Origin of the sequence: Pseudomonas sp. ADAK18, from assembly GCF_012935695.1 — a bacterium.
In the GTDB taxonomy this organism is placed as follows: Bacteria; Pseudomonadota; Gammaproteobacteria; order Pseudomonadales; family Pseudomonadaceae; genus Aquipseudomonas.
The window spans coordinates 5,138,561-5,162,799 of the sequence record NZ_CP052859.1 but is presented as its reverse complement, the minus strand read 5'-3'; the positions used below and the strand labels follow the sequence as shown (position 1 = coordinate 5,162,799).

Below are 24,239 nucleotides of genomic sequence, written 5' to 3'. Positions count from 1 at the left end.
AAGGCATCCGCCCACCCAGTAAAAAGCCCCGCATTCGCGGGGCTTTTTACTGGGTGTTTCTGTTTACTTGAACAGGCCACCCAGGGCTTTCACGGTATCGTTGTTCTCGGTCTTGGCCTGCTGCTTTTGCTGCTTGGCATCCAGTTTGGCCTGGGACTCGGCGATTTTGTTACAGCCTTTGTTTACTTGCTCCAGAGCGGCCTGAAACGCCGTTACTTTCAGCGTGTCGCCCTTGGCATTGGCGGCGTCGATCTTGGTTTGCAAGTCTTTGGCTTGTTGCTGGCAGTCGCCGGAGTTGCCGCCACCCAGTTGCGAGGTCAGGGCGCCACCCAGTGCGCTCAGGTCGGCGGCTTGCACCGGCAGGGCGAACAGGCTGAGCAGAAGTGCGGCAGGAGCGAGCGTGGAGATGCGCATGAAAAAACCTCAATGTTCGATTGCCTGCGCACTTAGGCATCCCGAGCAGGCGCAGTGCAATATCCAAAAGAAGGTGTGGGGCTCGAGAGGGCGCGGATTCTAGTGGGCCATCATTTGGCCTGCAAGGCTGGTGTTAAACAAATGTGAATAGCATCCCGCTAATCGCCAGGCAGCAAAAAGCCCCGCCGGGCGAACCGACGGGGCTTTGGGTACCATAAACAGCGATTACAGGCCGGCAGCAGTGCGCAGGTCGTTGGCGCGGTCGGTTTTCTCCCAGGTGAACGTGGTGAAGGTGTCGTCGCCGACCGTCTTCTGTTCAGGGGTACGACCGAAGTGGCCGTAGGCCGCGGTTTCCTGGTACATCGGGTGCAGCAGGTCGAGCATGGTGGTGATCGCGTACGGACGCAGGTCGAAGATTTCACGCACCAGCTTGATGATCTTGTCATCGCTGATCTTGCCGGTGCCGAAGGTATTCAGCGAGATCGACGTCGGCTGCGCTACACCAATGGCGTAGGACACCTGAATCTCACAACGCTCTGCCAGGCCGGCGGCGACGATGTTCTTGGCTACGTAACGACCGGCGTATGCGGCGGAACGGTCAACCTTGGATGGGTCCTTGCCGGAGAACGCACCGCCGCCGTGACGGGCCATGCCGCCGTAGCTATCGACGATGATCTTGCGACCGGTCAGGCCGCAGTCGCCCACCGGGCCACCGATGATGAAGTTGCCGGTAGGGTTGATGTGGAACTGGGTGTCTTTGGTCAGCAACTCGGCAGGCAGCACGTGCTTGACGATCAGTTCCATCACGCCTTCGCGCAGGTCGTTGTAGGACACTTCCGGATTGTGTTGGGTCGACAGCACGATGGCGTCGATGCCCACTACTTTGCCGTTTTCATAACGGCAAGTGACCTGGGATTTGGCATCCGGGCGCAGCCACGGCAACTGTCCGGACTTGCGGGCTTCGGCCTGACGCTTGACCAACTGGTGGGAGAAGGTGATCGGTGCTGGCATCAGCACGTCGGTCTCGTTGCTGGCGTAGCCGAACATCAGGCCCTGGTCGCCGGCGCCTTGGTCTTCAGGCTTGCTGCGGTCAACGCCTTGGGCGATGTCCACCGACTGTTTGCCGATGATGTTCATCACCGCGCAGGTCGCGCCGTCAAAGCCGACGGCTGAGCTGTTATAGCCGATATCCAGGATCACCTTGCGAACGATGTCTTCCAGATCGACCCAGGCCGAGGTGGTGACTTCGCCGGCGATGATGGCTACACCGGTTTTCACCAGAGTCTCGCACGCCACGCGGGCGAACTTGTCTTCGGTAATGATGGCGTCCAGCACCGCATCAGAAATCTGGTCGGCGATTTTGTCCGGATGCCCTTCAGACACGGACTCGGAGGTGAAAAGGGAGTATTCGCTCATCTCGATGTTTTCCTGATATTTACCGATGGTGAGTGTCGCCAGTCGGTCGCTGAAAATGGCGGACCTGAATCTGGAAACCGTTACGTAAACCTACATAGAGGCTTTCCCCGGGAACGAGTCCCGCAGCGGTGGCCCAACGGGCCAGATCGTCCTGTTCAAAACCTAGCCAGAGATCACCGCAGGCCTCCCTGGCCCAACTCTGGTTGTGGCTACACAAATCTGTGACTAACAGGCTTCCGCCTGGTTGCAGCAAGCTGGCCATCTGCTTGAGGGCGTCGGCCGGTGCAGCGAAATGATGCAAAACCATGTTCAGCACCACGCAATCGGCCCGCAGGCTTGCCTCATTCAAGGCATCGGCCAGTTGCAAGCTGACATTGCCTAACGCCTCGCGCTCGCACACCTGACGCGCCAGCTCCAGCATCGCCGGGCTGTTGTCCAGCGCAGTGACCTGATGAAAGCGGCGTGCCAGCTCCGGCAGGAAACCACCGTCACCAGGGCCAACTTCCAGTGCTGTCGCCCCATCACTGAAGCTCAGCTTGTCCAAAAGTGCCAGCACGCTTTCGCGGTATTGCGGCAATCCGGCGATCAAATCCTGCTGGGCGCGAAACTTCTCCGCCACCCGGGAGAAGAAGTCCTGGCTGGCGGCTGCGCGCTGCCCGTGGACCTGACTGATCCGTGACTGCACGTCGACCGGCAGGGTCAGGTTGTCTACTTCATCAAGCAGGGCGGCGTGCAACTGGCCGCCCAAGTGCTCGGTGTGGGGCAGGGCACGACGGTAAAAAATTGCATTGCCTTCACGGCGCGTGGCTACCAGGTCGGCCTGGGCCAACACTTTCAGATGGTGGCTCATGCCGGACTGGCCGATGGCGAAGATCTGCGCCAGCTCCAGCACGCCGAATGAGTCATTGGTCAGCGCACGCAAGACGTTCAGCCGTAACGGATCGCCGCCAGCCTTGCATAAGGCTGCCAGCTCATCGCAGTCGTCAGGACGAAGGGAAGGCGCGCGTAAGTTCATAAGGCCAGCAGTCTAGTGACGGGGGCAGTTCCTCGCAAGACCAATATCAAAAAGTTTTGATATTGGTCGATAATCGGCAGTTATAAGCAACGGCTATAACCTTTAGACGAAGGGATGAAAGGTTTCTCCAGGTGATTGCAGGCCAATCCGCAGGAAAAACACCCTCAAGTGACTATCTGTCATTGCCCACGGGTCGTGGCTGAGGGAAAATGCCGGTCCTTTTTTCCGTTTCTTTTATTCAACCTCCAGGAGATCAGCGATGCCCAGCCGTCGTGAGCGTGCCAACGCCATTCGTGCCCTCAGCATGGATGCCGTGCAAAAAGCCAACAGCGGCCATCCCGGTGCCCCGATGGGCATGGCGGATATCGCCGAGGTACTTTGGCGTGACTACCTGAAACACAACCCGAGCAACCCATCGTTCGCCGACCGTGACCGCTTCGTGCTGTCCAACGGCCACGGCTCGATGTTGATCTACTCGTTGCTGCACCTGACCGGCTACGACCTGTCGATCGACGACCTGAAGAATTTCCGCCAACTGCACAGCCGCACGCCGGGCCACCCGGAGTTCGGCTACACCGCTGGCGTCGAGACCACCACCGGTCCCCTGGGCCAAGGCCTGGCCAACGCCGTGGGCTTCGCCCTGGCTGAAAAAGTCCTGGCGGCGCAGTTCAACCGCCCTGGCCACAACGTTGTCGACCACCACACCTACGTGTTCCTGGGTGATGGCTGCATGATGGAAGGCATTTCCCACGAAGTCAGTTCCCTGGCCGGTACCTTGGGCCTGGGCAAGCTGATCGCCTTCTACGATGACAACGGCATCTCCATCGACGGCGAAGTCGAAGGCTGGTTCACCGACGATACGCCAAAGCGTTTCGAAGCCTACAACTGGCAGGTGATCCGCAACGTCGACGGCCACGATCCGGAAGAGATCAAGACCGCCATCGACACCGCTCGCAAGAGCGAGCAGCCGACCCTGATCTGCTGCAAGACCACCATCGGTTTCGGCTCGCCCAACAAGCAAGGCAAGGAAGATTGCCACGGCGCCCCACTGGGTGACGCGGAAATTGCCCTGACGCGCGAAGCGTTGAAGTGGAACCACGGCCCGTTCGAAATCCCGGCTGATATCTACGCCGAGTGGGACGCCAAGGAAGCCGGCAAGGCTGCCGAAGCCGAGTGGGACCAGCGTTTTGCTGCCTACTCCGCCGAGTTCCCTGAGTTGGCCAATGAGCTGGTACGTCGACTGGCCGGTGACCTGCCTGCCGACTTCGCCGAGAAGTCCTCGGCTTACATCGCCGAAGTGGCCGCCAAAGGCGAAACCATCGCCAGCCGTAAAGCCAGCCAGAACACCCTGAACGCTTTCGGCCCGTTGCTGCCTGAGTTCCTTGGCGGTTCGGCTGACCTGGCCGGTTCCAACCTGACCCTGTGGAAAGGTTGCAAAGGTGTCTCGGCTGAAGACGCCAGCGGCAACTACATGTACTACGGCGTTCGCGAATTCGGCATGAGCGCCATCATGAACGGCGTTGCCTTGCACGGCGGCTTGGTGCCTTACGGCGCGACTTTCCTGATGTTCATGGAATACGCCCGCAACGCAGTGCGCATGGCGTCGTTGATGAAGAAGCGTGTGATCTTCGTCTACACCCACGACTCCATCGGTCTGGGCGAAGACGGCCCGACTCACCAGCCAATCGAGCAACTGACCAGCCTGCGTACCACGCCGAACCTGGACACCTGGCGTCCCTCGGACGCGGTCGAATCGGCCGTGGCCTGGAAGCACGCCATCGAGCGTAAGGACGGTCCTTCGGCGCTGATCTTCTCTCGTCAGAACCTGCAGCATCAAACCCGCGACGCCGCTCAGATCCAAAACATCAGCCGCGGTGGCTACGTGCTCAAGGACTGCATCGGCGAGCCGGAGCTGATCCTGATCTCCACCGGTTCCGAAGTGGGCCTGGCGGTTCAGGCGTACGACAAGCTGACGGCGCAGGGTCGCAACGTGCGTGTGGTTTCCATGCCGTGCACCAGCATTTTCGAAGCCCAGGATGCCGACTACAAGCAAGCGGTTCTGCCGTTGCAGGTCAGCGCGCGTATCGCGATCGAAGCAGCTCACGCTGACTACTGGTACAAGTACGTGGGCCTGGAAGGCCGCGTGATTGGCATGACCACCTACGGTGAGTCGGCGCCGGCGCCAGCGTTGTTCGAAGAGTTCGGCTTCACCCTGGAAAACATCCTGGGTCAGGCTGAAGAGCTGCTGGAAGACTAAGGCTGTAGATTGGGGCGCCGGTACTGGCCTCTTCGCGAGCAAGCCCGCTCCCACATTAGATCGCGGTCTAAATGTGGGAGCGGGCTTGCTCGCGAAGAGGCCAGTACTGCCACCCCATTACCCAAGGTAATCGAGAACCCCATGCCTCAACCGCGTCCCTACAAAGTTGCACTCAACGGCTACGGCCGGATTGGTCGTTGCGTCTTGCGTGCTCTGTTTGAGCGAGGGGCGGCTGCCGGGTTTGAAATTGTTGCGATCAACGATCTGGCTGACATGGCCAGCATCGAATACCTGACACGCTTTGACTCCACCCATGGCCGGTTTCCCGGCGAAGTGCGGGTCGAGGACGATTGTCTGCATATTAATGGCGACTGCGTGAAGGTCTTGCGCAGTGCCACCCCCGAGGGCATCGACTGGGCGGCGCTGGGCGTCGACCTGGTGTTGGAATGCTCCGGTGCTTATCACACTCGTGCCGACGGCCAGCGTTTCCTCGATGCCGGCGCACCGCGTGTACTGTTTTCCCAACCGATGGCCAGCGAGGCGGATGTCGACGCCACCATCGTCTACGGCGTCAATCAGGATTGCCTGACCGGCGCCGAGCTGCTGGTGTCCAACGCCTCTTGCACCACCAATTGCGGCGTGCCGTTGTTGCGCCTGCTGGACCAGGCCGTTGGTCTGGAATACGTGTCGATTACCACCATTCACTCGGCGATGAACGATCAGCCAGTGATTGACGCCTACCATCATGAAGACCTGCGCCGTACGCGCTCGGCGTTTCAGTCAGTGATTCCGGTGTCCACCGGACTGGCTCGGGGTATCGAACGATTGCTGCCGGAACTTGCCGGGCGAATCCAGGCCAAAGCCGTACGGGTGCCGACGGTGAACGTGTCCTGTCTGGATATCACCATGCAGACCGTCAGTGACACCGACGCCGGCGAGGTCAACCGGATTCTGCGCGACGCCGCCACCAGTGGCCCGCTCAAAGGTCTTTTGGCCTACACCGAGTTGCCCCACGCCAGTTGTGATTTCAACCATGACCCACATTCGGCCATCGTCGATGCCAGCCAAACCCGCGTTTCTGGCCCGAGGCTGGTGAACATCCTGGCCTGGTTCGACAACGAATGGGGTTTTGCCAACCGGATGCTGGACGTTGCGGAACACTATCTGCAAACCGCTTATCCACTACCAAAACCTGCTCTCTAATTCAGTAACACAGGAACTGCGACCCATGACCGTGTTGAAGATGACCGACCTCGATCTGCAAGGTAAGCGCGTACTGATCCGCGAAGACCTCAACGTCCCAGTCAAGGACGGTGTTGTCACCAGCGATGCGCGAATCCTGGCCTCGCTGCCGACCATCAAGCTGGCCCTGGAAAAAGGCGCGGCCGTGATGGTCTGCTCCCACCTGGGTCGTCCGACCGAAGGTGAGTTTTCGGCGGAAAACAGCCTCAAGCCTGTCGCCGATTACCTGAGCAAGGCCCTGGGCCGCGAAGTGCCGTTGGTAGCTGATTACCTGGGTGGCGTTGACGTGAAGGCTGGCGACATCGTGCTGTTCGAAAACGTGCGCTTCAACAAGGGCGAGAAAAAGAACAGCGACGAACTGGCCCAACAATACGCGGCCCTGTGCGACGTGTTTGTGATGGACGCCTTCGGTACTGCTCACCGCGCCGAGGGTTCGACCCATGGCGTGGCCAAGTTCGCCAAGGTTGCCGCAGCGGGCCCATTGCTGGCGGCTGAACTCGACGCACTGGGCAAGGCCCTGGGCGCTCCGGCCCAACCGATGGCAGCCATTGTTGCCGGCTCCAAGGTGTCGACCAAGCTGGATGTGCTCAACAGCCTGAGCCAGATCTGCAACCAGTTGATCGTCGGGGGCGGTATTGCCAACACCTTCCTGGCAGCTGCCGGCCACCCAGTGGGAAAATCCCTGTACGAACCAGACCTGCTCGATACCGCGCGCGCCATCGCCGCCAAAGTCAGCGTACCGCTGCCGGTGGACGTGGTCGTCGCCAAGGAATTCGCTGAAAGCGCCACCGCTACGGTCAAACTGATCGCTGACGTTGCTGCTGATGACATGATCCTGGATATCGGTCCACAAACCGCGGCTAACTTCGCTGAACTGTTGAAGTCGTCCCAGACCATCCTGTGGAACGGTCCAGTGGGCGTGTTCGAGTTCGATCAGTTCGGCAACGGCACCAAAGTGCTGGCGCATGCCATCGCTGAAAGCTCGGCATTCTCCATCGCTGGCGGCGGCGACACCCTGGCGGCCATCGATAAATATGGCGTGGCTGACCAGATCTCCTACATTTCTACCGGTGGTGGCGCGTTCCTCGAGTTCGTCGAGGGCAAAGTGCTGCCAGCGGTCGAAGTATTGGAAAGCCGGGCCAAAGGTTAAGGCTCACGAGCAGGAAAAGGAGCATTCCCATGGTCAAGTCGTTAGTGCTGGTAATCGCGGCGGGCCTGTTGGCCGGTTGCGGCAGTGCGCCCAAGGCAACGCCCGAGGCTGAACAGGCTGCGCCGGACAAGGGCTGCTACCAGGCCGACTGGCAAGCCGAAACCATGCCGGTGATCAGCAAGCGCATCGGGCCGGATGGGTTGGAGAAGTACGACTCCCCGCCCAAAGGTAAGGAACAGGGTTGCCCTTGACGGGTCTGACTCATTAACCGACAGCAATGGCGGCGTCATGTCGCCGTTCGAGGATTGGCAATGAAAGGCGTTATCGCCCTGGCAGCCCTGGCTCTACTGGCCGGTTGCAGCAACTTGAACATGTTCGACAGCAAGGCAGAACCACAGGACAAATGGACCACCTGGACCTGTGACAGCCAGGCTCAAGTGGTCTGGCGGTTTGCCGACACCAGCCGCAGCCAGGTGGATGTACGCCTTGGCGGCTCGGATCAGGTCTATCGCCTCAAGCAGGAGCCAGCGGCTTCGGGTGTGCTGTACAGCAATGCCCAGTTGGCGTTTCACACAAAGGGTGAGGAAGGCCTGATTTACTGGGTTGCCACCGATGATTTGATTGGCCGGGGCTGTAAAGCGCCTTAGGTCTCAATGCAATAACGATTCAGCTGATCGGACTTCAACACCCGATCGGCAATAACTTGAATAGCAGCCGCCGCTACGGCAGGCTTGCACGATTAACGACCCTCGACCGGGAGAGAGACACAATGGCACTTATCAGCATGCGTCAAATGCTGGACCACGCAGCCGAGTTCGGCTACGGCGTTCCAGCCTTTAACGTCAACAACCTTGAGCAGATGCGCGCCATCATGGAAGCCGCTGACAAGACTGACTCTCCAGTGATCGTCCAGGCTTCGGCCGGTGCCCGCAAATACGCCGGTGCCCCGTTCCTGCGCCACCTGATCCTTGCAGCAATCGAAGAATTTCCGCACATCCCGGTGTGCATGCACCAGGACCACGGCACCAGCCCTGACGTCTGCCAGCGCTCCATCCAATTGGGCTTCAGCTCGGTAATGATGGACGGTTCCCTGGGCGAAGACGGCAAGACCCCGACGGACTATGACTACAACGTGCGTGTTACCCAACAAACCGTGGCCATGGCTCACGCCTGCGGCGTATCGGTAGAGGGCGAGCTGGGCTGCCTGGGTTCCCTGGAAACCGGCATGGCCGGTGAAGAAGACGGTATCGGCGCTGAAGGCGTGCTGGATCACAGCCAGATGCTGACCGATCCGGAAGAAGCGGCTGACTTCGTCAAGCGCACTCAGGTGGATGCCCTGGCCATTGCCATCGGCACCAGCCACGGCGCCTACAAGTTCACCAAGCCACCTACCGGTGACGTGCTGGCCATCGACCGCATCAAGGAAATCCACAAACGCATCCCTAACACCCACTTGGTGATGCACGGTTCTTCCTCGGTCCCGCAAGAGTGGCTGGCGATCATCAACCAGTACGGCGGCGACATCAAAGAAACCTACGGTGTGCCGGTTGAAGAAATCGTCGAAGGCATCAAGTACGGCGTACGTAAGGTCAACATCGACACCGACCTGCGCCTGGCGTCCACCGGTGCGATGCGTCGCCTGATGGCCACCAACCCGAGCGAATTTGACCCACGTAAATTCTTCGGCGCTACCGTGACTGCCATGCGCGACGTGTGCATTGCGCGCTACGAAGCTTTCGGTACTGCGGGCAACGCTTCGAAGATCAAGCCGATCTCCCTGGAAGCGATGTACCAGCGTTATTTGAAAGGTGAGTTGAACGCCAAGGTTAACTAAGCCTCAAGCGTTTATAAAAAACCCGCAGTGATGCGGGTTTTTTTGTGGCTGTAATTCAGTGGCCCGCTATTTGTCCACCAGCACTTTCGGATTTGAGTTTCCCCACACCGTATACAGGTCTGCCAACAGCGCCCCGTTGATATCCTCGACTTCCGCCTGGGCAATCTGCGCATTGCCCTGGCGGCCAAACAACACCACTTCGTCCCCGCTCTTCACAGTCGGTACGTCTGTGACATCGACCATCAAGGTATTCATCGACACCTTGCCTACCACCGGCACCCGATGTCCATTGATCAGCACGATGCCCTTGTTGGTAAACGCCCGACGATAGCCGTCTGAATAACCCACGGTGATGTTCGCCAACTTTGAATCACGCCCCAGGGTGTAGGTACGGTCGTAACCGACGGTATTGCCCTTCGGATAGCTATTAACCGATGCCACGTGGGATTTGAACTGCATCACCCGCTGGTACTCGGTAAACGAGGGCACAGTGTCGCCAAACAGCAGGCCACCGGGGCGAACCATGTCCAGGCGCGATTCGGGGACTTCCAGGGTGGCGAAGGAGTTGGCGGCGTGCAGGGTGATTTTGCTGCGGTCCAGTTGGGCGACGTTGATCAGCCAGTTGGCTTGTTCGTTGAAGGCCTTGAGGCCGGTGCGTACATCGGCGGCGTCTTCGACAGCGAAGTGGGTCATGATTGCCTTCACTTCGAGGTTCGGTACTTTGGTGATGGCGACGGCATCACGGCGGCCTTGGGCGGTGGTCATTTCCACGCCGTTGCGGCTCATGCCGCTGGAGTTCAGGCCCAGGTGGACCACCAGTGGGCGACCATGGTTTTCGGCAATCAGGCTGGCTCGCACGGCGAAATCCAGGTTGCCCACCAATTCTTCGACGTTGTACGGCAGCGCCGCTTCCAGTTCGCTCAAAGCGGCAGTGCGCACGCGGATCAGTTGGCCCTTGAAGCCACTTTCGCGGACCACTCGGGCTTCTTCGTTGCTGGCGATACCGACGCAGGGCACGCCCAACTTGATCACCGACGGCATCAGCAAACCGATGCCGTGACCATAGGCATCGGCCTTGAGTACGGCGCAGATTTTCGACTTGTCAGCGAGGCTGGCTTGCAGAGTGCGGATGTTGTGTTCGAAGGCGACTTTGTTGATTTCGACCCAGGCGTTGCTGTCCTGGATATTGACCTGGGCCACCCCGTCGCTCATGGACAGTGGCGGGGCGGCGAAGGTTGGGTTGTGCAGCAGAACCATGCCCAAAGAGAGGGCGAGCAGGGTACGAGGAAAGGGCATTGGGTGAGTCTCCATGACTTTCTTATTGGTATGGCGCGTGTGTGCGACGCAATACTCGGATTGTCCTACAAGAAAGTCGATACCCTGGGTCGCGGTTCTGTCCTAAAGCGTCGTGGGATGGCTCGCTGAAGCGAATCAGCGTTACTGGTGATCAATATCCAGCTTGGCAAAGGTCACCTTGCCGCCTTCCTTGCTGTTGCCATTGTTGTCCTGCACATAAACGCCAGCCTTGAAGTACAACGGCTTTTTCCCCCAGGCGGCGCCAATGCGCTCGTTCCATTGGCCATTGGCCGCTTCAACGCTCAGGAGGCCGGCGCGATTCAGGTGGATGACGTAGGTGAAGTTGCGCTCCAGTGGAACGTTTTCGGCGACGATGATTACCCGACCTTCGCCATCGTCCGGACGCATGCGGACCTTGGCGACGACGTTACCGGTCTGGTTTTTTTCCTTGTACTGGTATTCGACTTTGACCAGTGGTTTCTGGCTGTCATAAGCGTGAATTTGACCGATGACGATCTTGCCGGACGATGGCACTTGGTTGACGGCCAGGGTGGCACGCAGAAAGTTGTCGGCCTCGGGGTAGGTCCAGTTGCGCAGCCGACCGTCGGCGTAGGTTTCCCGCAGTTCGCTGCGTGGATAGATAGCGTTTTCGGTGCGGGTACCAGTGACGGGAGACCAGAACTGGATGCTGCTGCCTTCTGCCTGGAAGTACTGGCCGTTGAACCCGCTGAGCAGCTTCGGGGTGTCAATGGTCGTAGGCGGGGAGCCGACGGGGATGCTCAGGTTCCAGGTGGACAGATCAATCATTGAGTGGGCCTTTATGCAGAATGAGAAGGAAAATCACATTCTTTATAATCGTCCAGTAACAGTTTGTTAACGATTTTAAGGCGGTTAATTGACGTCAAAGACCTGTCAAAAAGCCATGTTCCCCGTAAACCGTGGGCTGTGAAGACTGACCGTTAGTCGGTTGTCTGAGCTTTGGCGCAATGATGGCACCGTCCTGACTTCTGCTTTATTGGATCCAGGGATAGAGTGAGCCCTCAGTATTTGTCCGGTTTTATCTCAAGCATCACCGGAGTGGCTCCCCAAGGAAGATTTGTGCATGGAATGCGCTCCACCTAAGCCCGCCGTCAGTTGTTCAGTTCTTTTGGTGGTCGATGATTACCCCGAAAACCTGATCAGCATGCGCGCGCTTTTGCAGCGTGAAGATTGGCAGGTGATCACTGCTGCATCCGGCCTGGAAGCGTTGGAGCTCTTGCTCGAACACGATGTGGATCTGGTCTTGCTGGATGTAAAAATGCCCGGCATGGATGGCTTTGAAGTCGCGCGTCTGATGCGCGGCAGCCAACGAACCCACCTGACACCGATCATTTTTCTCAGCGCCAATGCCCAATCACCGGCGGCGGTGCTGGAAGGCTATGCCAGCGGCGCGATTGACTACCTGTTCAAACCCTTCGATCCCCATATCCTCAAGCCCAAGGTGCAGGCGTTGCTGGAGCATCAGCGCGATCGTCGGGCTTTACAGCGCCTGAGCCATGATCTGGAGTCCGCCAGGGCCTTCAATGCCTCGGTGCTGGACAACGCCGCCGAAGGCATCTTGGTGGTAGGCGAAGAAGGCGTGATCAGCTACGCCAACCCGGCGATTTCACGGCTGCTCAATGCGCCGGTTGCCGAGTTGCAAGGTGCACCATTTCTCGATTTTTTGCAGAAGCCCCATGTGCCGGGGTGGTCCGATTCCGAGTTGTATGCCGGCTACCGCCGAGGTGAAACCTGGCGCCTGCATGATGCGATTTTGCGCACCGCTCCGGGCCAGCAAGTTCCGGTGGCCATGTCCTGCGCGCCGTTGCCCGCCGAGCAGAAGGCCATGGTGGTGACAGTGCTGGACATGTCCCAAGTGCGCCATTTGCACCAGCAGTTGGAGTTTCAGGCCGTCACCGATCCGTTGACCGGGCTGCTCAACCGGCGCGGGTTTTATCAGGCGGTGGAAAACACACTGCTACGCCACGAACGCAGTGATCAATCCCTGGTCTTGTTGTACCTGGACCTTGATGGTTTCAAGCGGGTCAACGATTCCCTGGGGCATGAGGCCGGTGACCGGGTGCTGCGTTGGGTCTCGGAGCAGTTGAAGGCCTGCTTGCGCTCTTACGATATTCTCGGGCGCATGGGCGGTGATGAGTTCACCACGTTGCTGGAATTGGAGTTCCCGGAGCAGGCGGCCAAGATTGCCGAGAAGTTGATCGAGCGGGTATCGATCTGCCAACAGATCGAAGGCCTGGATGTGATGCTCGGAGTCAGCATCGGTATTGCCACGTTCCCTGACTGCGGGGCCAACCTTGATGGTCTGTTGCGGGCGGCGGACATTGCGATGTACGAAGCCAAGCGTGCAGGGCGTCAACAATATCGCTATTACGACCAGGAAATGAACGGTCGCGCGCGCTCGCGGTTGATGCTCGAAGACAGCGTGCGCGCAGCCATCGACAACAAGGATTTCATTCTGGTGTACCAGCCTCAGGTGTCCCTGGAAGACGGCCACCTGCGGGGTGTCGAGGCCTTGTTGCGCTGGCAGCACCCCAGCGTCGGCGATGTGTCGCCCGCGCTGTTCCTCCCGTTGTTGGAAGAGGCGCGGCTGATCAGCCAACTGAGCAACTGGATCTACCAGCAGGTCGCCGCCCAACGTCAGGCGTGGACGCAGCTGTTCAGCGAAAACCTGGTGTTGAGCGTGAGCCTGAGCAGCAGTCAGTTCAATATGCCCAACCTGACCACACAACTGCAGCAGGTGTTGGAGCGTCACGGGCTGCAAGGTCGGCAGTTGGAAGTGGAGATCAGCGAAGAAAGCCTGATGCACAACGTCGAGGAATCGGCCAAGCAACTCAAGTTGTTACGCCAGGTCGGGGTACGTATCGCGCTGGATGATTTCGGCTCGGGCCGCTGCTCACTGGCCCATCTACGCGACCTGGAGTTCGATACCCTCAAGCTGGATCCGCAACTGATTGCCCGCTTGCCCGACTCACCACGGGAGGTGGCAATGGCTCGTAGCATTATCGAGCTGTGTCGGCACTTCGACCTGTTGGTGATCGCCGAGGGGGTCGAGACCCATGAACAATACCAGTGGCTCAAGGCCAATGGCTGCCAGTTCATTCAAGGGCCGTTGGTGGCTCAGCCCTTGATGGCCGAGGAGGTTGCCGACTGGTTGCAACCCTTTACCTTGTACGCGGTACCCTGATGAATTCGCTACACTGGCACCCTTCAAATTTCCTGTCGCTGAGCCCATGACCGCGCTGAAATACCTCCAGGCCTATCCCGCTGCCTTGCAGGAGCAAGTCCGCCAATTGATCGCCAAGGATCAATTGGGCGACTACTTGAACCGGCGTTACCCCGAGCGCCATGGTGTGCAGAGCGATAAAGCACTCTATAGCTACGCCCTGGCCTTGAAGCAGGAGCACCTTCGCAACGCCCCGGCCATCGACAAAGTGCTATTCGACAACCGCCTCGACCTGACCCACCGCGCCCTGGGCCTGCACACCACTATCTCGCGGGTGCAGGGTGGCAATCTCAAGTCGAAGAAAGAAATCCGTATCGCCTCATTGTTCAAGGAAGCCGCGCCGGAGTTCCTGCGGATGATCGTTGTGCACGAGCTGGCACACTTCAAGGAATCGGACCACAACAAGGCGTTCTACAAACTCTGCGAACATATGCTGCCGGGGTACCATCAGGTGGAATTCGACCTGCGGGTGTACCTGACGTATCGGGATTTGCAGGGCAAGGCGCGGGAATAAACGACAGAGGGCAGCGAGCATGGATGTCAGCAAGACCAAAAGCAGTTTCTACCGCCGGCTGTATGTGGCGTATCTGATCGACAGCCAACAGGCCAGCAGCGTACCGGCTCTGACTGAAGTCACTGGCATGCCCAGGCGCACCGCCCAGGACACCCTTGCGGCGTTGGCGGACCTGGATATCGTCTGTGTGTTTGAGCAGGAAGATGGCGCTCGCAATCATGCCGGGCGCTACCGGATTCGCAGTTGGGGCGCGATTGATCAGCGCTGGATCAAGGAAAACCTGGCGCAGATCAAACAGGTGCTGGGCTACCCCTGAGTCAGGGGGTGCTGGTTCTGGCTCCATCGCGGGCAAGCCCGGCTCCCACATGTGATTGCATTTCCCCGTGGGAGCCGGGCTTGCCCGCGATGGCGTACTAAGTTTTGCGCATGCCGATGTGGGGAATATCATCTTCGAGGTATTCCTCTCCCGACACGACAAACCCGTATCGTCCGTAATACCCCTGCAAATGTGCCTGGGCCGACAAGTAGATCGGCACCTCGGGCCACTGCTTCTCGGCCTGCTCCAGGGCCTCGTCCATCATCTGATGGCCAAGCCCCGTCCCTCTGGCGCTTGGTGCAACGATCACCCGGCCGATGACCACGTCACCGCCTTGTGATTCGGGGTCGAGCAGGCGTAGGTAGGCCACCAGTTGATCATCGTTCCAGGCCATTAAGTGATAGGTATCACCCTCCAGGTCCTGTCCGTCGAGGTCCTGATAAGCGCACTTTTGCTCGACAACGAAGACCTCCGCCCGCAGGCGCAAGATGGCGTACAACTGCTCCTTGCCCAAGTCGCTGTGGTGTTTGCAGACCCAATCAACTGTCATCGTTCCATCCCGATTAAATGCCTGTCTGGATAGTAAGCCGCTATGCCACAACTGTCTTGGTTGTCGAGGACCGGGATGAATAATTCGCCGGTTTTGTGAGTGGCGTCAATTTGCCATCATTGAGTGCTTCCGGCCCTGACTTCTTTGTGTAATCTGCTGTACAGCGCGAGTGATGAGCTACAGTCAGGTCCTGTATTCCTGAAAGACCCTGCCATCGCCCGTTGGGATTTGCCCGCTGTGCAAGGACATCAAGCATGCCGCGATTGTCTCGTGCCGTTGCTCTGCTCGTACTGCTGTTGCTGGCCCAGATAGCGGCTGCAGACCGCTTGCGCCTAGTCGCGGATGGCTGGCCACCCTTCACCGATGCGACGTTGGTCAATGGCGGCGTGGCTACGGATATTGTTAGCACGGCCCTGGCCCGTGCGGGCTACCCCAGCGATTTTGAACAGGTGCCCTGGGCGCGGGCGCTGATGGGCGTGGGTGATGGGCGCTATGACGTGCTGGTCAACGCCTGGTACGACGAGGCCCGTACTCGCCTGGGGCAGTTTTCTGGTGAGTACATGCTGAACCGGGTACGGTTTATCAAGCTTCGGGATGACCCCATCGACTTCCAGAACCTGCCGCAACTGCACGAATACCCCATCGCGGTGGTGCGCGACTATGCCTACTCGGCGGCCTTCGACAGCGACACGCAATTACAGAAAGTGCCTGTGCATAGCTTCGCCATGGCCGTGCGGATGCTGGTGGCCAAGCGGGTGCGGCTAACGGTGGAAGATGAGTTTGTCGCCCGTTACTACCTGGCTCGCGAATCGCCCAGGGTGCGCAATGCGGTGGAGTTCCTGCCAACGCCCTTGAGCGAAAACAGCCTGCATATCCTGGTCAGTCTGAAAAATCCGCAGCATAAGCAGATCGTCGCCGACTTTGATCGGGAGATTGCCAAGATGAAAGCGGATGGCAGTTATGCGCGGTTGATGAAGCAGCACGGGATGTAGCGAGTGCGTGAGTTTGCGTAGCAGCTGTCGAGCTTTAGCGAGGCTGCGTCAGGTACGACGCGGTGCTGCTGTGTGCGACTGATCTGATAGCTGTTGCGTGGCGTACGTAGCCTCGCTGGCGCTCGACAACTGCTACGCCAGCTTGGGGATCAAGTCGCGCTGCTGTCTTTGATCAAGTGGGCCGCCAACGTTCGCAGCGGTCCGAGCTGCCGACAAATTAATGCCAACTGTGTTTGCACCAGCCGCTGTCCTTCATCGATCTCATCCGGCATTTGCTCCAGCTCAACCGCCAACGCTTCCTCGGCATCACTCTGGATGGTGATCGGTTGTTTGTTGGCCAGCCCGGTGGCGATTTCGTCGATGCTCACCGCGAGGGTGTTGCCGGCACCTTCGATCAGGTGTTCGCGTACTTCGGCCGGTAGCGGAGTTTCGCGGTGGGCGCCAAGCCCCGACAGGTAGCTGAGCAAGGTGTGGGACAACACCAGGAAACGGAAGCCCACATCGGCTTCTTTGCGAAAGTGCCCCGGCTCCATCAGCATGTTGGCCAGGGTGGTGGACAGTGCGGCATCGGCGTTGTGGGCGTTGCGCCGGGCCAGGCGGTAAGCCAGGTCGTCGCTTTTGCCGGCGGCGTACTGCTGCATGATTTGTCGCAGGTAGATGCTGTTGCAGGTCAGGGTGTTGGCCAGCACCTTGTTCAGGCGACGGCCCTGCCAGTCCGGCAGGAACAGGAACACCGCCAGCCCGGCGATCAGGCTGCCCAGCAGGGTATCGAACAGCCGTGGCAGGAACAGCCCGTAGCCATCGCCCACCTGGTTGAAGCAGAACAGAATCATCAGCGTGATAGCGGCCGTCGCCAGGGTGTAGCGCGTGGTGCGGTTGATAAAGAACACCAGGCCGGCGGCGATGGCGAACATCGACTGAATCAAGGGGCTGGGGAACAAATCAAACAGCACCCACGCCACGGTCAGGCCGATGGCGGTGCCGATGATCCGCTGCCCGAGCTTGCGCCGAGTGGCGCCATAGCTCGGTTGGCAGACGAACAGGGTGGTGAGGATGATCCAATAACCCTGGGACGGGTGGATCAAATGCACCATGCCGTAGCCGATACTCAATGCCAGGGGCAGGCGCAGGGCATGCCGGAACAGCAGAGACGTCGGCGTCAGCTGGGTGCGCAGGCGTGTCCACATTTCCTTGAGGTTGCGCGGCGCGCGGTCCAGCAGGCTGCTGTCGGTGGCATCTGCCAGGCTGTCGGGGTTGCTGGCGTCGCCGAGCAGCCGGTCCAGGGTCGACAGGTTGGCCGCCAGCGCGCGCAAGGAGCGTAGCAATCCGCGCCAGGCCGGGTTGCTTTGGATACGCAGGTGCTCCAGGGAGGCGTTGAGGTCGCCCAAGGCCTCGGCGAAGCTGTCGTCATAGACGAAGGGCTGGCGCATCTGGATCGATTCGGCGAGGGTCTGGCAGGCCTTGCCCTGCTGGCGCAGCAGGCGTTGACAACGGAACAGCACGTCGCTGTGGAAGAAGGCCTCGGCCAGGGCGTTGTAAGGGTAGTGGGAGGAGCTGGCGCGTTCGTGGATGTCCTGGGCCAGGAAGTACAGCTTGAGGTAACGGCTGACCTTGGACCCCGGCCGGCCATTGCCGACCCGGTGCAGGATGATTTCCTTGGCGGCGTTCAGGGCCGCGACCACCCGGCCATTTTGCTGGGCCAGCTCCAGGCGTCGCGCCTCTACATCCAGCTGGCGGATCGGCTCGAACAGTGACGCTTTGAGCTTGAGGTAGCGCCCCAATTCACGAAACAGCCGCGCCAGGCTCTGTTGCACCGGCTGGTTGGAAAACAGCGCCTGCCACAACACCGAGAGCACACCATACCAGGCCGCACCGGCCACCAGCAGCAACGGCTCGTGCCAGAACTCCGTGACCGTTCCGCCGCGCTGGTCTACACCGATCATGGTGTAGACCGAGAGAATCAGCGTGGCTGAAGCGATCGCCCCGTAGCGTTCGCCCAACGCCCCAAGCATGGTCAGGCCAAAACTGGCCAGGGCCAGGGCAATGGCGAAGATCCAGGGGTAGGGGAAGAGTAATTCGACTGACAGCGCCGCGACGCTGAAGCACACCAGCGTCACCGCCAGGGCATTGAGGCGGCCTTGCCAGCTGTCATCGGTTTCGGCCAGGGCGCTGGCGATAATCCCCAGGAACAGCGGGATCAGCAGCGCCATTTCATCCTGATACCAACACAGCGCCATGCTGCCGGTGAGGGCGATGAATACCCGTACGCTGTAGCTGAACTTATCCAGCGCCCAAAGGCGTCGCATGGATTGGCGGAACGAGGTCGATGACATGAAGTCTGGGGTCTTCCGGGACGATGTCGCTAAATTGAGCCAGTAATGACGCCACGGCAAGCGTGGCGATCACATTGGACCGCAAAATTTGTTCCGGAGTCGCCAATTCTCAAAGTGGAATGCAATCAAATGTGGGAGCTTGGGATGGAGGTTGTAGCCGCTTTCGCGAGCAAGTCGAATCGTCGCACCGCAGCTCCCACAGATTTTACCGCGTTGTATCAGGCGTATTGCGCTGCGGCGTAGCCCGATGCCCAGGCCCATTGGAAGTTGAACCCGCCCAGGTGCCCGGTCACATCCAGCACTTCGCCAATGAAATACAGCCCCGGGCTTTTCAGCGATTCCATGGTCTTGGACGACACTTCCCGCGTGTCCACGCCACCCAGGGTCACTTCCGCTGTGCGATAGCCTTCGGTCCCCGCCGGCACCAACTGCCAGCTCCCCAGCTTGTTGGCGATATCCGCCACTTCGGCGTGGGTGTACTGCTTCATTGGCTTGGACTCAAACCACGTCTCGGCCAACAGATTGGCCATCTTCTTGGTGAAGATCTCGCCCAGCAGGGTTTTCAGCTCGCTGTTGGGGCGCTCGGCCTGTTGCTGTTGCAGCCAGGTGTGGGCGTCGTGGTCGGGCAGCAGGTTGATTTCAACGGTGTCGCCGGATTCCCAGTACGAGGAAATCTGCAAGATCGCCGGCCCGCTTAGGCCACGGTGAGTAAACAGAATGTTCTCGCGAAAGCTCTGGTCGTTGCAGCTCACCAGGCAATCCACCGAAGTACCAGACAGCTCGCCGCACAGCTCCTTGAGCTGGTCGGTGATGGTGAATGGCACCAGGCCTGCGCGGGTCGGCAGCAGCTCATGGCCGAACTGCTTGGCCACTTGGTAACCGAAACCGGTGGCGCCCAGAGTCGGGATCGACAACCCGCCAGTGGCGATCACCAGGGATTCGCAGCGCAGCTCGCCCAGAGTGGTTTGCAGGTGAAAACCGGTTTCAAGCTTGGCGATCTCCTGGACCGAGGTGTCCAGGTGCAGGCTGACGCCGACCTGAATGCACTCATCCAGCAACATGCCGAGGATGTCGCTGGATTTGTTATCGCAGAACAACTGGCCGAGTTTCTTCTCGTGGTACGGCACGCCGTGCTTGGCCACCAGCCCGATGAAGTCCCACTGGGTGTAGCGGGCCAGGGCGGACTTGCAGAAGTGCGCGTTGTGGGAGAGGAAGTTGGCGGGCTCGGTGTACATATTGGTGAAGTTGCAGCGGCCACCGCCGGACATCAGGATCTTTTTGCCCGCCTTGTTCGCGTGGTCGATCAGCATCACTTTGCGCCCACGCCCGGCGGCGGTCAGTGCACACATCAAGCCTGCGGCGCCGGCGCCAATGATTACGACTTCGGTAGAGCGCAAAACGGTGTCCTCATGCAAATGTTGGTTCACTGCAAATCCTGATCTGCAATGCAATCAAATGTGGGAGCTGGCTTGCCTGCGATAGCATCAACTCGGTCTGGTCATTAGACCGAGTCGTTTGCATCGCGGGCAAGCCCGGCTCCCACATTGATCCGGCTCGAACAGTGCTTATGCGGCGTTCTTACAGGATCCGAACGCGCAGCGAACGGCCCTTGATCTTGCCGTCGTTCAAACGCTGCAACGCCTGCTTGGCGATAGTGCGATCCACAGCCACAAACGCCTGGAAATCAAAGATCGCGATCTTGCCGACCTGGGCACCGGGAATCCCTGCGTCACCGGTCAGGGCGCCGAGGATGTCGCCCGGACGAACCTTGTCTTTACGCCCGGCAGCAATGCACAGGGTGCTCATGGCCGGCAGCAGCGGTGCGCCGCCCTGGGACTTGAGGTTGCTCAGTTGGTCCCAGTTCAGCGGCGACTTCTGCAGCAGTTCGATGGCCTGGGCGCGGTGGGCTTCAGACGGCGCCACCAGGCTGATCGCGATACCAGTCTCACCGGCACGACCGGTACGGCCGACGCGGTGAATGTGGATTTCCGAGTCGCGGGCCAGTTCGACGTTGATCACCATGTCCAGTGCATCAATGTCCAGGCCACGGGCGGCAACGTCAGTGGCTACCAGCACCGAAGTACTGCGGTTGGCGAACATCGCCAGTACCTGGTCACGGTCACGCTGCTCCAGGTCGCCATGCAGGCCGACGGCGGAAACGCCCTTGGAGGTCAGGTGATCAACGGTTTCCTGTACTTGCTGCTTGGTAAAGCAGAACGCCACGCACGAGGCCGGGCGGAAATGGGCCAGGACCTTGGTCACCGCATCCATGCGCTCTTCCGGGGAGATCTCGTAGAAACGCTGTTCGATCTGCTCATCCGAATGGAACGCTTCGGCTTTCACTTGCTGCGGCGCACGCATGAACTTGGACGCCAACTGCTTGATGCTCACCGGGTAGGTGGCGGAGAACAGCAGGGTTTGGCGGCGTGGCGGGGTCTTGCTGATGATGTCTTCGATGGCGTCGTAAAAACCCATGTCGAGCATGCGATCGGCTTCGTCGAGGATCAGCGTGTTCAAGCCGTCCAGCACCAGCGAACCCTTGCGCAGGTGTTGCTGGATGCGGCCCGGCGTGCCGACGATGATGTGCGCACCGTGCTCGAGCGAGGCGATCTGCGGGCCGAGGGACACGCCGCCGCACAGGGTCAACACCTTGATGTTGTCTTCGGCGCGGGCCAGGCGACGAATTTCTTTCGCTACTTGGTCAGCCAGCTCACGCGTGGGGCACATCACTAGGGCCTGGCAGCCGAAATAGCGCGGGTTGATCGGGTTCAGCAGGCCGATACCAAAGGCCGCCGTCTTGCCGCTGCCGGTCTTGGCCTGGGCGATCAGATCCAGCCCCTTGAGGATCACCGGCAAGCTTTGCGCCTGGATCTGCGTCATCTGGGTATAACCAAGGGCGTCCAGGTTAGCCAGCATGGCGGCGGACAGCGGCAAAGTATTAAAAGCGGTGGCGATGGTGGTCACGGGACTGGCCTGCAAAACAAAATGTCGCGCAGTGTAGCAGCCTCAAGGGATTTTCCCTGCACGTTCCAGACGAGAAGTCCTGGGTGACGCAGGTTCTTCCTACCTTTCAGTGCTCGATGTCGTGCTCGCGGTTGACCACTCGTCGGCCATCCGCAGGCGACAGCTGCAAAAAGATCGCCGCGGCCAGCATCGCCATGATGCCCACGGTGAGGAAGGTCAGCTGGAACGCGCCGAGTACTGTACTGACGCCATCGTTGCCGACCTCGGCGGTAAAACCACCCAGCAACGCACCGGCACAGGCCACCCCCAGGCTCAGGGACAGTTGCGCCACCACCGACAACAAGCTGTTGCCGCTACTGGCCTGGGCGTCGTCGAGGTCGATCAGGGTCACAGTGTTCATGGCGGTGAATTGCAGGGAGTTGATTGCCCCCAGAACGGCCAACATCGCCAGCAGCAGCGGGTAGGGCGTGTGTTCGCTGACCAGGCCCATGCTCGCCAGCATGATCCCGAGGAGCAACGTATTGCCGGTCAGGACAATGCGATAACCCAGACGCTCGATCAGCGGCCGGGCGATGGACTTGGCAAACATTGCCGCTGCTGCGAGGGGCAACATGCTCATCCCAGCTTCGGACGGCGAGTAGCCCAAGGCGATCTGCAATAGCAGTGGCACCAGAAACGGCAGGGCGCCGCTGCCCAGGCGGGCGAACAGGTTGCCGAGGATGCCCACGGCGAAGGTCCGGGTCTTGAACAGCACTGGTGAAAACAGCGGGTTATCGATATGCCCGGCCCGCAGCCAATAAGCCGCCAGGCACGCCAGGCCGCCGAACAGCAGCAACATCACCCGCAGATGCGGCAGGTGCAACTCGCCCAGGCCCTCCATGGCGATGGTGATCAGCACCATCGCCGCACCAAACAGCAGGAAGCCCACGCCATCGAAGCGCGTGCGTTCGCTGCCTCGCAGGTCCGGGATGAATTTCCATACGGCGTAGCAGCCGATCATGCCCACCGGCAGGTTGATCAGGAAGATCCAGTGCCAGGTCAGGTACTGCACCATCCAGCCGCCCATGGTCGGGCCGAGCAACGGACCGAGCAGGCCGGGAATGGTGATGAAGCCCATGATGCGTACCAGCTCCGAGCGCGGGTAGGCGCGCAGCACCACCAGCCTTCCGACCGGCAACATCAGCGCGCCGCCGAGGCCCTGGATCACCCGGGCGCCCACCAGCATGGTCAAGGTACTGGACAGGGCGCACAGCAACGAACCAATGCTGAACAGCATGATCGCGCCGAAGAAGATTTTTTTGGTGCCGAAGCGGTCGGCGACCCAGCCTGAGGCCGGGATCAGCAAGGCCACGGTGAGCATGTAGGCGATCACCACGCCTTGCATGCGCAGCGGGTCTTCCGCCAGGTCCAAGGCCATGGCCGGCAATGCCGTGTTGAGGATCGTCCCGTCCAGCGATTGCATGAAGAAGGCAATCGCTACCACCCAGGGTAGCCAGCGGGCGGTCTTGGCATCGAGCGGGACGCGATTCGGCATTGAGAACCCTTTTGTTAGCAGGCTATGTAGTGCCGATTATGCGCTATCGCTTGCCCTTTTTCCCACTGGCGGTTCGTCTATATCTGACAGCGATACTTCTTTGCCCACCAGGAAGTCGATCAGCGCACGATGCACGGAAAGGGCGGCTTCGCGGGACTCCAGGTCGAGCAAATGGCCGGTATGTTCGGCGGTGGCAAAACTGCTGTGGCCGACATACTGCTTGAACAACTGCGCCTCGTTCGCCGGGGTGTATTCGTCCAGCGTACCGTTGAGAAAGTGCACCGGCGTTTCGATCTGGCGCAGCTGCGGCAGGTAGTTGCCATCCCCCAGTTGCAGCACTTGGTGGATATGAAAACGCGCCTGGCGGTATTCGGTGGTGGCCATGTTCGACAGGTGATGGTGATTGTTGCGCTTGAGCCTGGGGGACAAGTATTTACCCACGGTCTCATTGAGCAGATGACCGACGGCAGACTTGTCGTCGGCCTCGATCAGCACCCGAACCCGTTCCACGTATTCGAGCATCGCCTGGTTCAGGTTGGGCGCCAGTGCCATCACCACCGAGCTTTCGATGGACGCTGGATTACGCGCCAGGGTCAGCAGCGTGGAGATACCGCCCCAGGACGCTGACACCAGGTGGTTGACCTGAAAACGCTCTACCAGTGCGCGGAGGATTTCCACTTCGTCGTCCTTGGTCACCAGATCCAGGTCGGTGTTGTAGGGACGTGAATAGCCGGAAAACGGCAGGTCGAACATCAGCACATTGAAGTGCTCCGCCAGGCATTTGCTGGTGCGCGCAAACGAGCGGGTGGTGGACAGCGCGCCATTGACCAACAGCACGGTTTTCTTTTCTGGGTTGTTACCAAGCTGCTCTACGTGAACGTTGTAGTGCTTGAACAGCTTTTCAATGACAAAACTTCCGTGATTCATGTCAACGCTCCAGCTTGCCCTTTCCCGGGCAAGGTCATGCTTCACTTGAGGACAAGTGGGTTGAGGACGGCGGAGTAGTTGTTTGAGTTATTTTTACCGCGCAGGCGTGGCTAGAGGCCACCAACCTTTATAACGAGGATTTTGGAACGCGACAACTGGCCGAGTGGCCAGGTGTCTAGGGCGGGGGTTGTAGCTGTCTGGAGGCACGCGCGATTCAAAATGT

21 protein-coding genes are annotated in these 24,239 nt (G+C 59.7%); 10 read left to right on the top strand and 11 right to left on the bottom strand.

Annotation, left to right across the window (positions count from 1 at the left end):
- Positions 1-63: 63 nt before the first annotated feature.
- From HKK55_RS23395 to HKK55_RS23385, 3 genes are all read right to left on the bottom strand, one after another.
- Positions 64-414, bottom strand: coding sequence for a DUF1090 family protein (locus HKK55_RS23395; protein ID WP_169356781.1), 351 nt, complete (start codon positions 412-414; stop codon positions 64-66).
- Between the two features lie 225 nt (positions 415-639).
- Positions 640-1,830 (bottom strand): methionine adenosyltransferase, encoded by a 1,191-nt coding sequence (gene metK / locus HKK55_RS23390; protein ID WP_169356780.1) that lies wholly within the window; start codon positions 1,828-1,830, stop codon positions 640-642.
- A 19-nt stretch (positions 1,831-1,849) separates the two neighbouring features.
- A complete protein-coding gene (locus HKK55_RS23385) occupies positions 1,850-2,845 on the bottom strand; it encodes a metalloregulator ArsR/SmtB family transcription factor (protein ID WP_169356779.1) in 996 nt (331 codons plus the stop codon).
- Positions 2,846-3,104: 259 nt separating this feature from the next.
- Here HKK55_RS23385 and tkt point away from each other — a divergent pair, with 259 nt between their 5' ends.
- The 6 genes from tkt (at position 3,105) to fba (ending at position 9,328) form a co-directional block, all read left to right on the top strand.
- Positions 3,105-5,102 (top strand): transketolase, encoded by a 1,998-nt coding sequence (tkt, locus tag HKK55_RS23380; protein WP_169356778.1) that lies wholly within the window; start codon positions 3,105-3,107, stop codon positions 5,100-5,102.
- Between the two features lie 141 nt (positions 5,103-5,243).
- Positions 5,244-6,305 carry an erythrose-4-phosphate dehydrogenase gene (epd, locus tag HKK55_RS23375; protein WP_169356777.1) on the top strand — a complete coding sequence of 354 codons (1,062 nt, stop codon included), beginning with the start codon at positions 5,244-5,246 and terminating at the stop codon, positions 6,303-6,305.
- Positions 6,306-6,330: 25 nt separating this feature from the next.
- Positions 6,331-7,494 (top strand): phosphoglycerate kinase, encoded by a 1,164-nt coding sequence (locus HKK55_RS23370; protein ID WP_169356776.1) that lies wholly within the window; start codon positions 6,331-6,333, stop codon positions 7,492-7,494.
- A 29-nt stretch (positions 7,495-7,523) separates the two neighbouring features.
- Positions 7,524-7,745: a hypothetical protein gene (locus HKK55_RS23365; RefSeq protein ID WP_169356775.1), complete on the top strand. Its 222-nt coding sequence runs from the start codon at positions 7,524-7,526 to the stop codon at positions 7,743-7,745.
- A 60-nt stretch (positions 7,746-7,805) separates the two neighbouring features.
- Entirely contained in the window at positions 7,806-8,141 is a 336-nt protein-coding gene (locus tag HKK55_RS23360; RefSeq protein ID WP_169356774.1) for an MliC family protein, read from the top strand.
- A 122-nt stretch (positions 8,142-8,263) separates the two neighbouring features.
- Entirely contained in the window at positions 8,264-9,328 is a 1,065-nt protein-coding gene (gene fba / locus HKK55_RS23355) for a class II fructose-bisphosphate aldolase (protein WP_007913760.1), read from the top strand.
- Positions 9,329-9,394: 66 nt separating this feature from the next.
- On the opposite strand, the gene alr is transcribed toward fba, so the two are convergent.
- Positions 9,395-10,624 carry an alanine racemase gene (gene alr, locus HKK55_RS23350; protein ID WP_169356773.1) on the bottom strand — a complete coding sequence of 410 codons (1,230 nt, stop codon included), beginning with the start codon at positions 10,622-10,624 and terminating at the stop codon, positions 9,395-9,397.
- Positions 10,625-10,765: 141 nt separating this feature from the next.
- A complete protein-coding gene (locus tag HKK55_RS23345) occupies positions 10,766-11,431 on the bottom strand; it encodes a polysaccharide lyase family 7 protein (RefSeq protein ID WP_169356772.1) in 666 nt (221 codons plus the stop codon).
- 295 nt (positions 11,432-11,726) lie between these two features.
- Here HKK55_RS23345 and HKK55_RS23340 point away from each other — a divergent pair, with 295 nt between their 5' ends.
- From HKK55_RS23340 to HKK55_RS23330, 3 genes are read left to right on the top strand one after another with little or no spacing between them, the layout of a single operon-like run.
- Positions 11,727-13,847: a bifunctional diguanylate cyclase/phosphodiesterase gene (locus tag HKK55_RS23340; RefSeq protein WP_169356771.1), complete on the top strand. Its 2,121-nt coding sequence runs from the start codon at positions 11,727-11,729 to the stop codon at positions 13,845-13,847.
- A gap of 46 nt (positions 13,848-13,893) precedes the next feature.
- A complete protein-coding gene (locus tag HKK55_RS23335; protein ID WP_169356770.1) occupies positions 13,894-14,400 on the top strand; it encodes a M48 family metallopeptidase in 507 nt (168 codons plus the stop codon).
- A 19-nt stretch (positions 14,401-14,419) separates the two neighbouring features.
- Complete coding sequence (locus HKK55_RS23330) at positions 14,420-14,716, top strand: helix-turn-helix domain-containing protein (protein WP_169356769.1); 297 nt, start codon at positions 14,420-14,422, stop codon at positions 14,714-14,716.
- 97 nt (positions 14,717-14,813) lie between these two features.
- On the opposite strand, the gene HKK55_RS23325 is transcribed toward HKK55_RS23330, so the two are convergent.
- Positions 14,814-15,266, bottom strand: a complete 453-nt coding sequence (locus tag HKK55_RS23325) for a GNAT family N-acetyltransferase (protein ID WP_169356768.1) — start codon at positions 15,264-15,266, stop codon at positions 14,814-14,816.
- A 254-nt stretch (positions 15,267-15,520) separates the two neighbouring features.
- Between HKK55_RS23325 and HKK55_RS23320 the strand changes: the two genes are divergently transcribed.
- Positions 15,521-16,258 carry an ABC transporter substrate-binding protein gene (locus tag HKK55_RS23320; RefSeq protein WP_169356767.1) on the top strand — a complete coding sequence of 246 codons (738 nt, stop codon included), beginning with the start codon at positions 15,521-15,523 and terminating at the stop codon, positions 16,256-16,258.
- A 149-nt stretch (positions 16,259-16,407) separates the two neighbouring features.
- On the opposite strand, the gene yccS is transcribed toward HKK55_RS23320, so the two are convergent.
- From yccS to HKK55_RS23295, 5 genes are all read right to left on the bottom strand, one after another.
- Positions 16,408-18,591: a YccS family putative transporter gene (gene yccS / locus HKK55_RS23315; RefSeq protein ID WP_169356766.1), complete on the bottom strand. Its 2,184-nt coding sequence runs from the start codon at positions 18,589-18,591 to the stop codon at positions 16,408-16,410.
- 218 nt (positions 18,592-18,809) lie between these two features.
- Positions 18,810-19,988 carry an NAD(P)/FAD-dependent oxidoreductase gene (locus HKK55_RS23310; RefSeq protein WP_169357935.1) on the bottom strand — a complete coding sequence of 393 codons (1,179 nt, stop codon included), beginning with the start codon at positions 19,986-19,988 and terminating at the stop codon, positions 18,810-18,812.
- Positions 19,989-20,169: 181 nt separating this feature from the next.
- Positions 20,170-21,555, bottom strand: a complete 1,386-nt coding sequence (dbpA, locus tag HKK55_RS23305; RefSeq protein WP_169356765.1) for an ATP-dependent RNA helicase DbpA — start codon at positions 21,553-21,555, stop codon at positions 20,170-20,172.
- Between the two features lie 106 nt (positions 21,556-21,661).
- On the bottom strand, positions 21,662-23,089 hold the full coding sequence (mdtD, locus tag HKK55_RS23300) for a multidrug transporter subunit MdtD (protein WP_169356764.1): 1,428 nt from the start codon (positions 23,087-23,089) through the stop codon (positions 21,662-21,664).
- A 36-nt stretch (positions 23,090-23,125) separates the two neighbouring features.
- Positions 23,126-24,016: an alpha/beta fold hydrolase gene (locus tag HKK55_RS23295; RefSeq protein WP_169356763.1), complete on the bottom strand. Its 891-nt coding sequence runs from the start codon at positions 24,014-24,016 to the stop codon at positions 23,126-23,128.
- Between the last annotated feature and the right edge of the window lie 223 nt (positions 24,017-24,239).

Excerpts from the sequence above, each read along its gene's own strand:
- HKK55_RS23395 (WP_169356781.1), bottom strand. The coding sequence starts at position 414 with ATGCGCATCTCCACGCTCGCTCCTGCCGCACTTCTGCTCAGCCTGTTC.
- metK (WP_169356780.1), bottom strand. The coding sequence starts at position 1,830 with ATGAGCGAATACTCCCTTTTCACCTCCGAGTCCGTGTCTGAAGGGCAT.
- HKK55_RS23385 (WP_169356779.1), bottom strand. The coding sequence starts at position 2,845 with ATGAACTTACGCGCGCCTTCCCTTCGTCCTGACGACTGCGATGAGCTG.
- tkt (WP_169356778.1), top strand. The coding sequence starts at position 3,105 with ATGCCCAGCCGTCGTGAGCGTGCCAACGCCATTCGTGCCCTCAGCATG.
- epd (WP_169356777.1), top strand. The coding sequence starts at position 5,244 with ATGCCTCAACCGCGTCCCTACAAAGTTGCACTCAACGGCTACGGCCGG.
- HKK55_RS23370 (WP_169356776.1), top strand. The coding sequence starts at position 6,331 with ATGACCGTGTTGAAGATGACCGACCTCGATCTGCAAGGTAAGCGCGTA.
- HKK55_RS23365 (WP_169356775.1), top strand. The coding sequence starts at position 7,524 with ATGGTCAAGTCGTTAGTGCTGGTAATCGCGGCGGGCCTGTTGGCCGGT.
- HKK55_RS23360 (WP_169356774.1), top strand. The coding sequence starts at position 7,806 with ATGAAAGGCGTTATCGCCCTGGCAGCCCTGGCTCTACTGGCCGGTTGC.
- fba (WP_007913760.1), top strand. The coding sequence starts at position 8,264 with ATGGCACTTATCAGCATGCGTCAAATGCTGGACCACGCAGCCGAGTTC.
- alr (WP_169356773.1), bottom strand. The coding sequence starts at position 10,624 with ATGCCCTTTCCTCGTACCCTGCTCGCCCTCTCTTTGGGCATGGTTCTG.
- HKK55_RS23345 (WP_169356772.1), bottom strand. The coding sequence starts at position 11,431 with ATGATTGATCTGTCCACCTGGAACCTGAGCATCCCCGTCGGCTCCCCG.
- HKK55_RS23340 (WP_169356771.1), top strand. The coding sequence starts at position 11,727 with ATGGAATGCGCTCCACCTAAGCCCGCCGTCAGTTGTTCAGTTCTTTTG.
- HKK55_RS23335 (WP_169356770.1), top strand. The coding sequence starts at position 13,894 with ATGACCGCGCTGAAATACCTCCAGGCCTATCCCGCTGCCTTGCAGGAG.
- HKK55_RS23330 (WP_169356769.1), top strand. The coding sequence starts at position 14,420 with ATGGATGTCAGCAAGACCAAAAGCAGTTTCTACCGCCGGCTGTATGTG.
- HKK55_RS23325 (WP_169356768.1), bottom strand. The coding sequence starts at position 15,266 with ATGACAGTTGATTGGGTCTGCAAACACCACAGCGACTTGGGCAAGGAG.
- HKK55_RS23320 (WP_169356767.1), top strand. The coding sequence starts at position 15,521 with ATGCCGCGATTGTCTCGTGCCGTTGCTCTGCTCGTACTGCTGTTGCTG.
- yccS (WP_169356766.1), bottom strand. The coding sequence starts at position 18,591 with ATGTCATCGACCTCGTTCCGCCAATCCATGCGACGCCTTTGGGCGCTG.
- mdtD (WP_169356764.1), bottom strand. The coding sequence starts at position 23,089 with ATGCCGAATCGCGTCCCGCTCGATGCCAAGACCGCCCGCTGGCTACCC.
- HKK55_RS23295 (WP_169356763.1), bottom strand. The coding sequence starts at position 24,016 with ATGAATCACGGAAGTTTTGTCATTGAAAAGCTGTTCAAGCACTACAAC.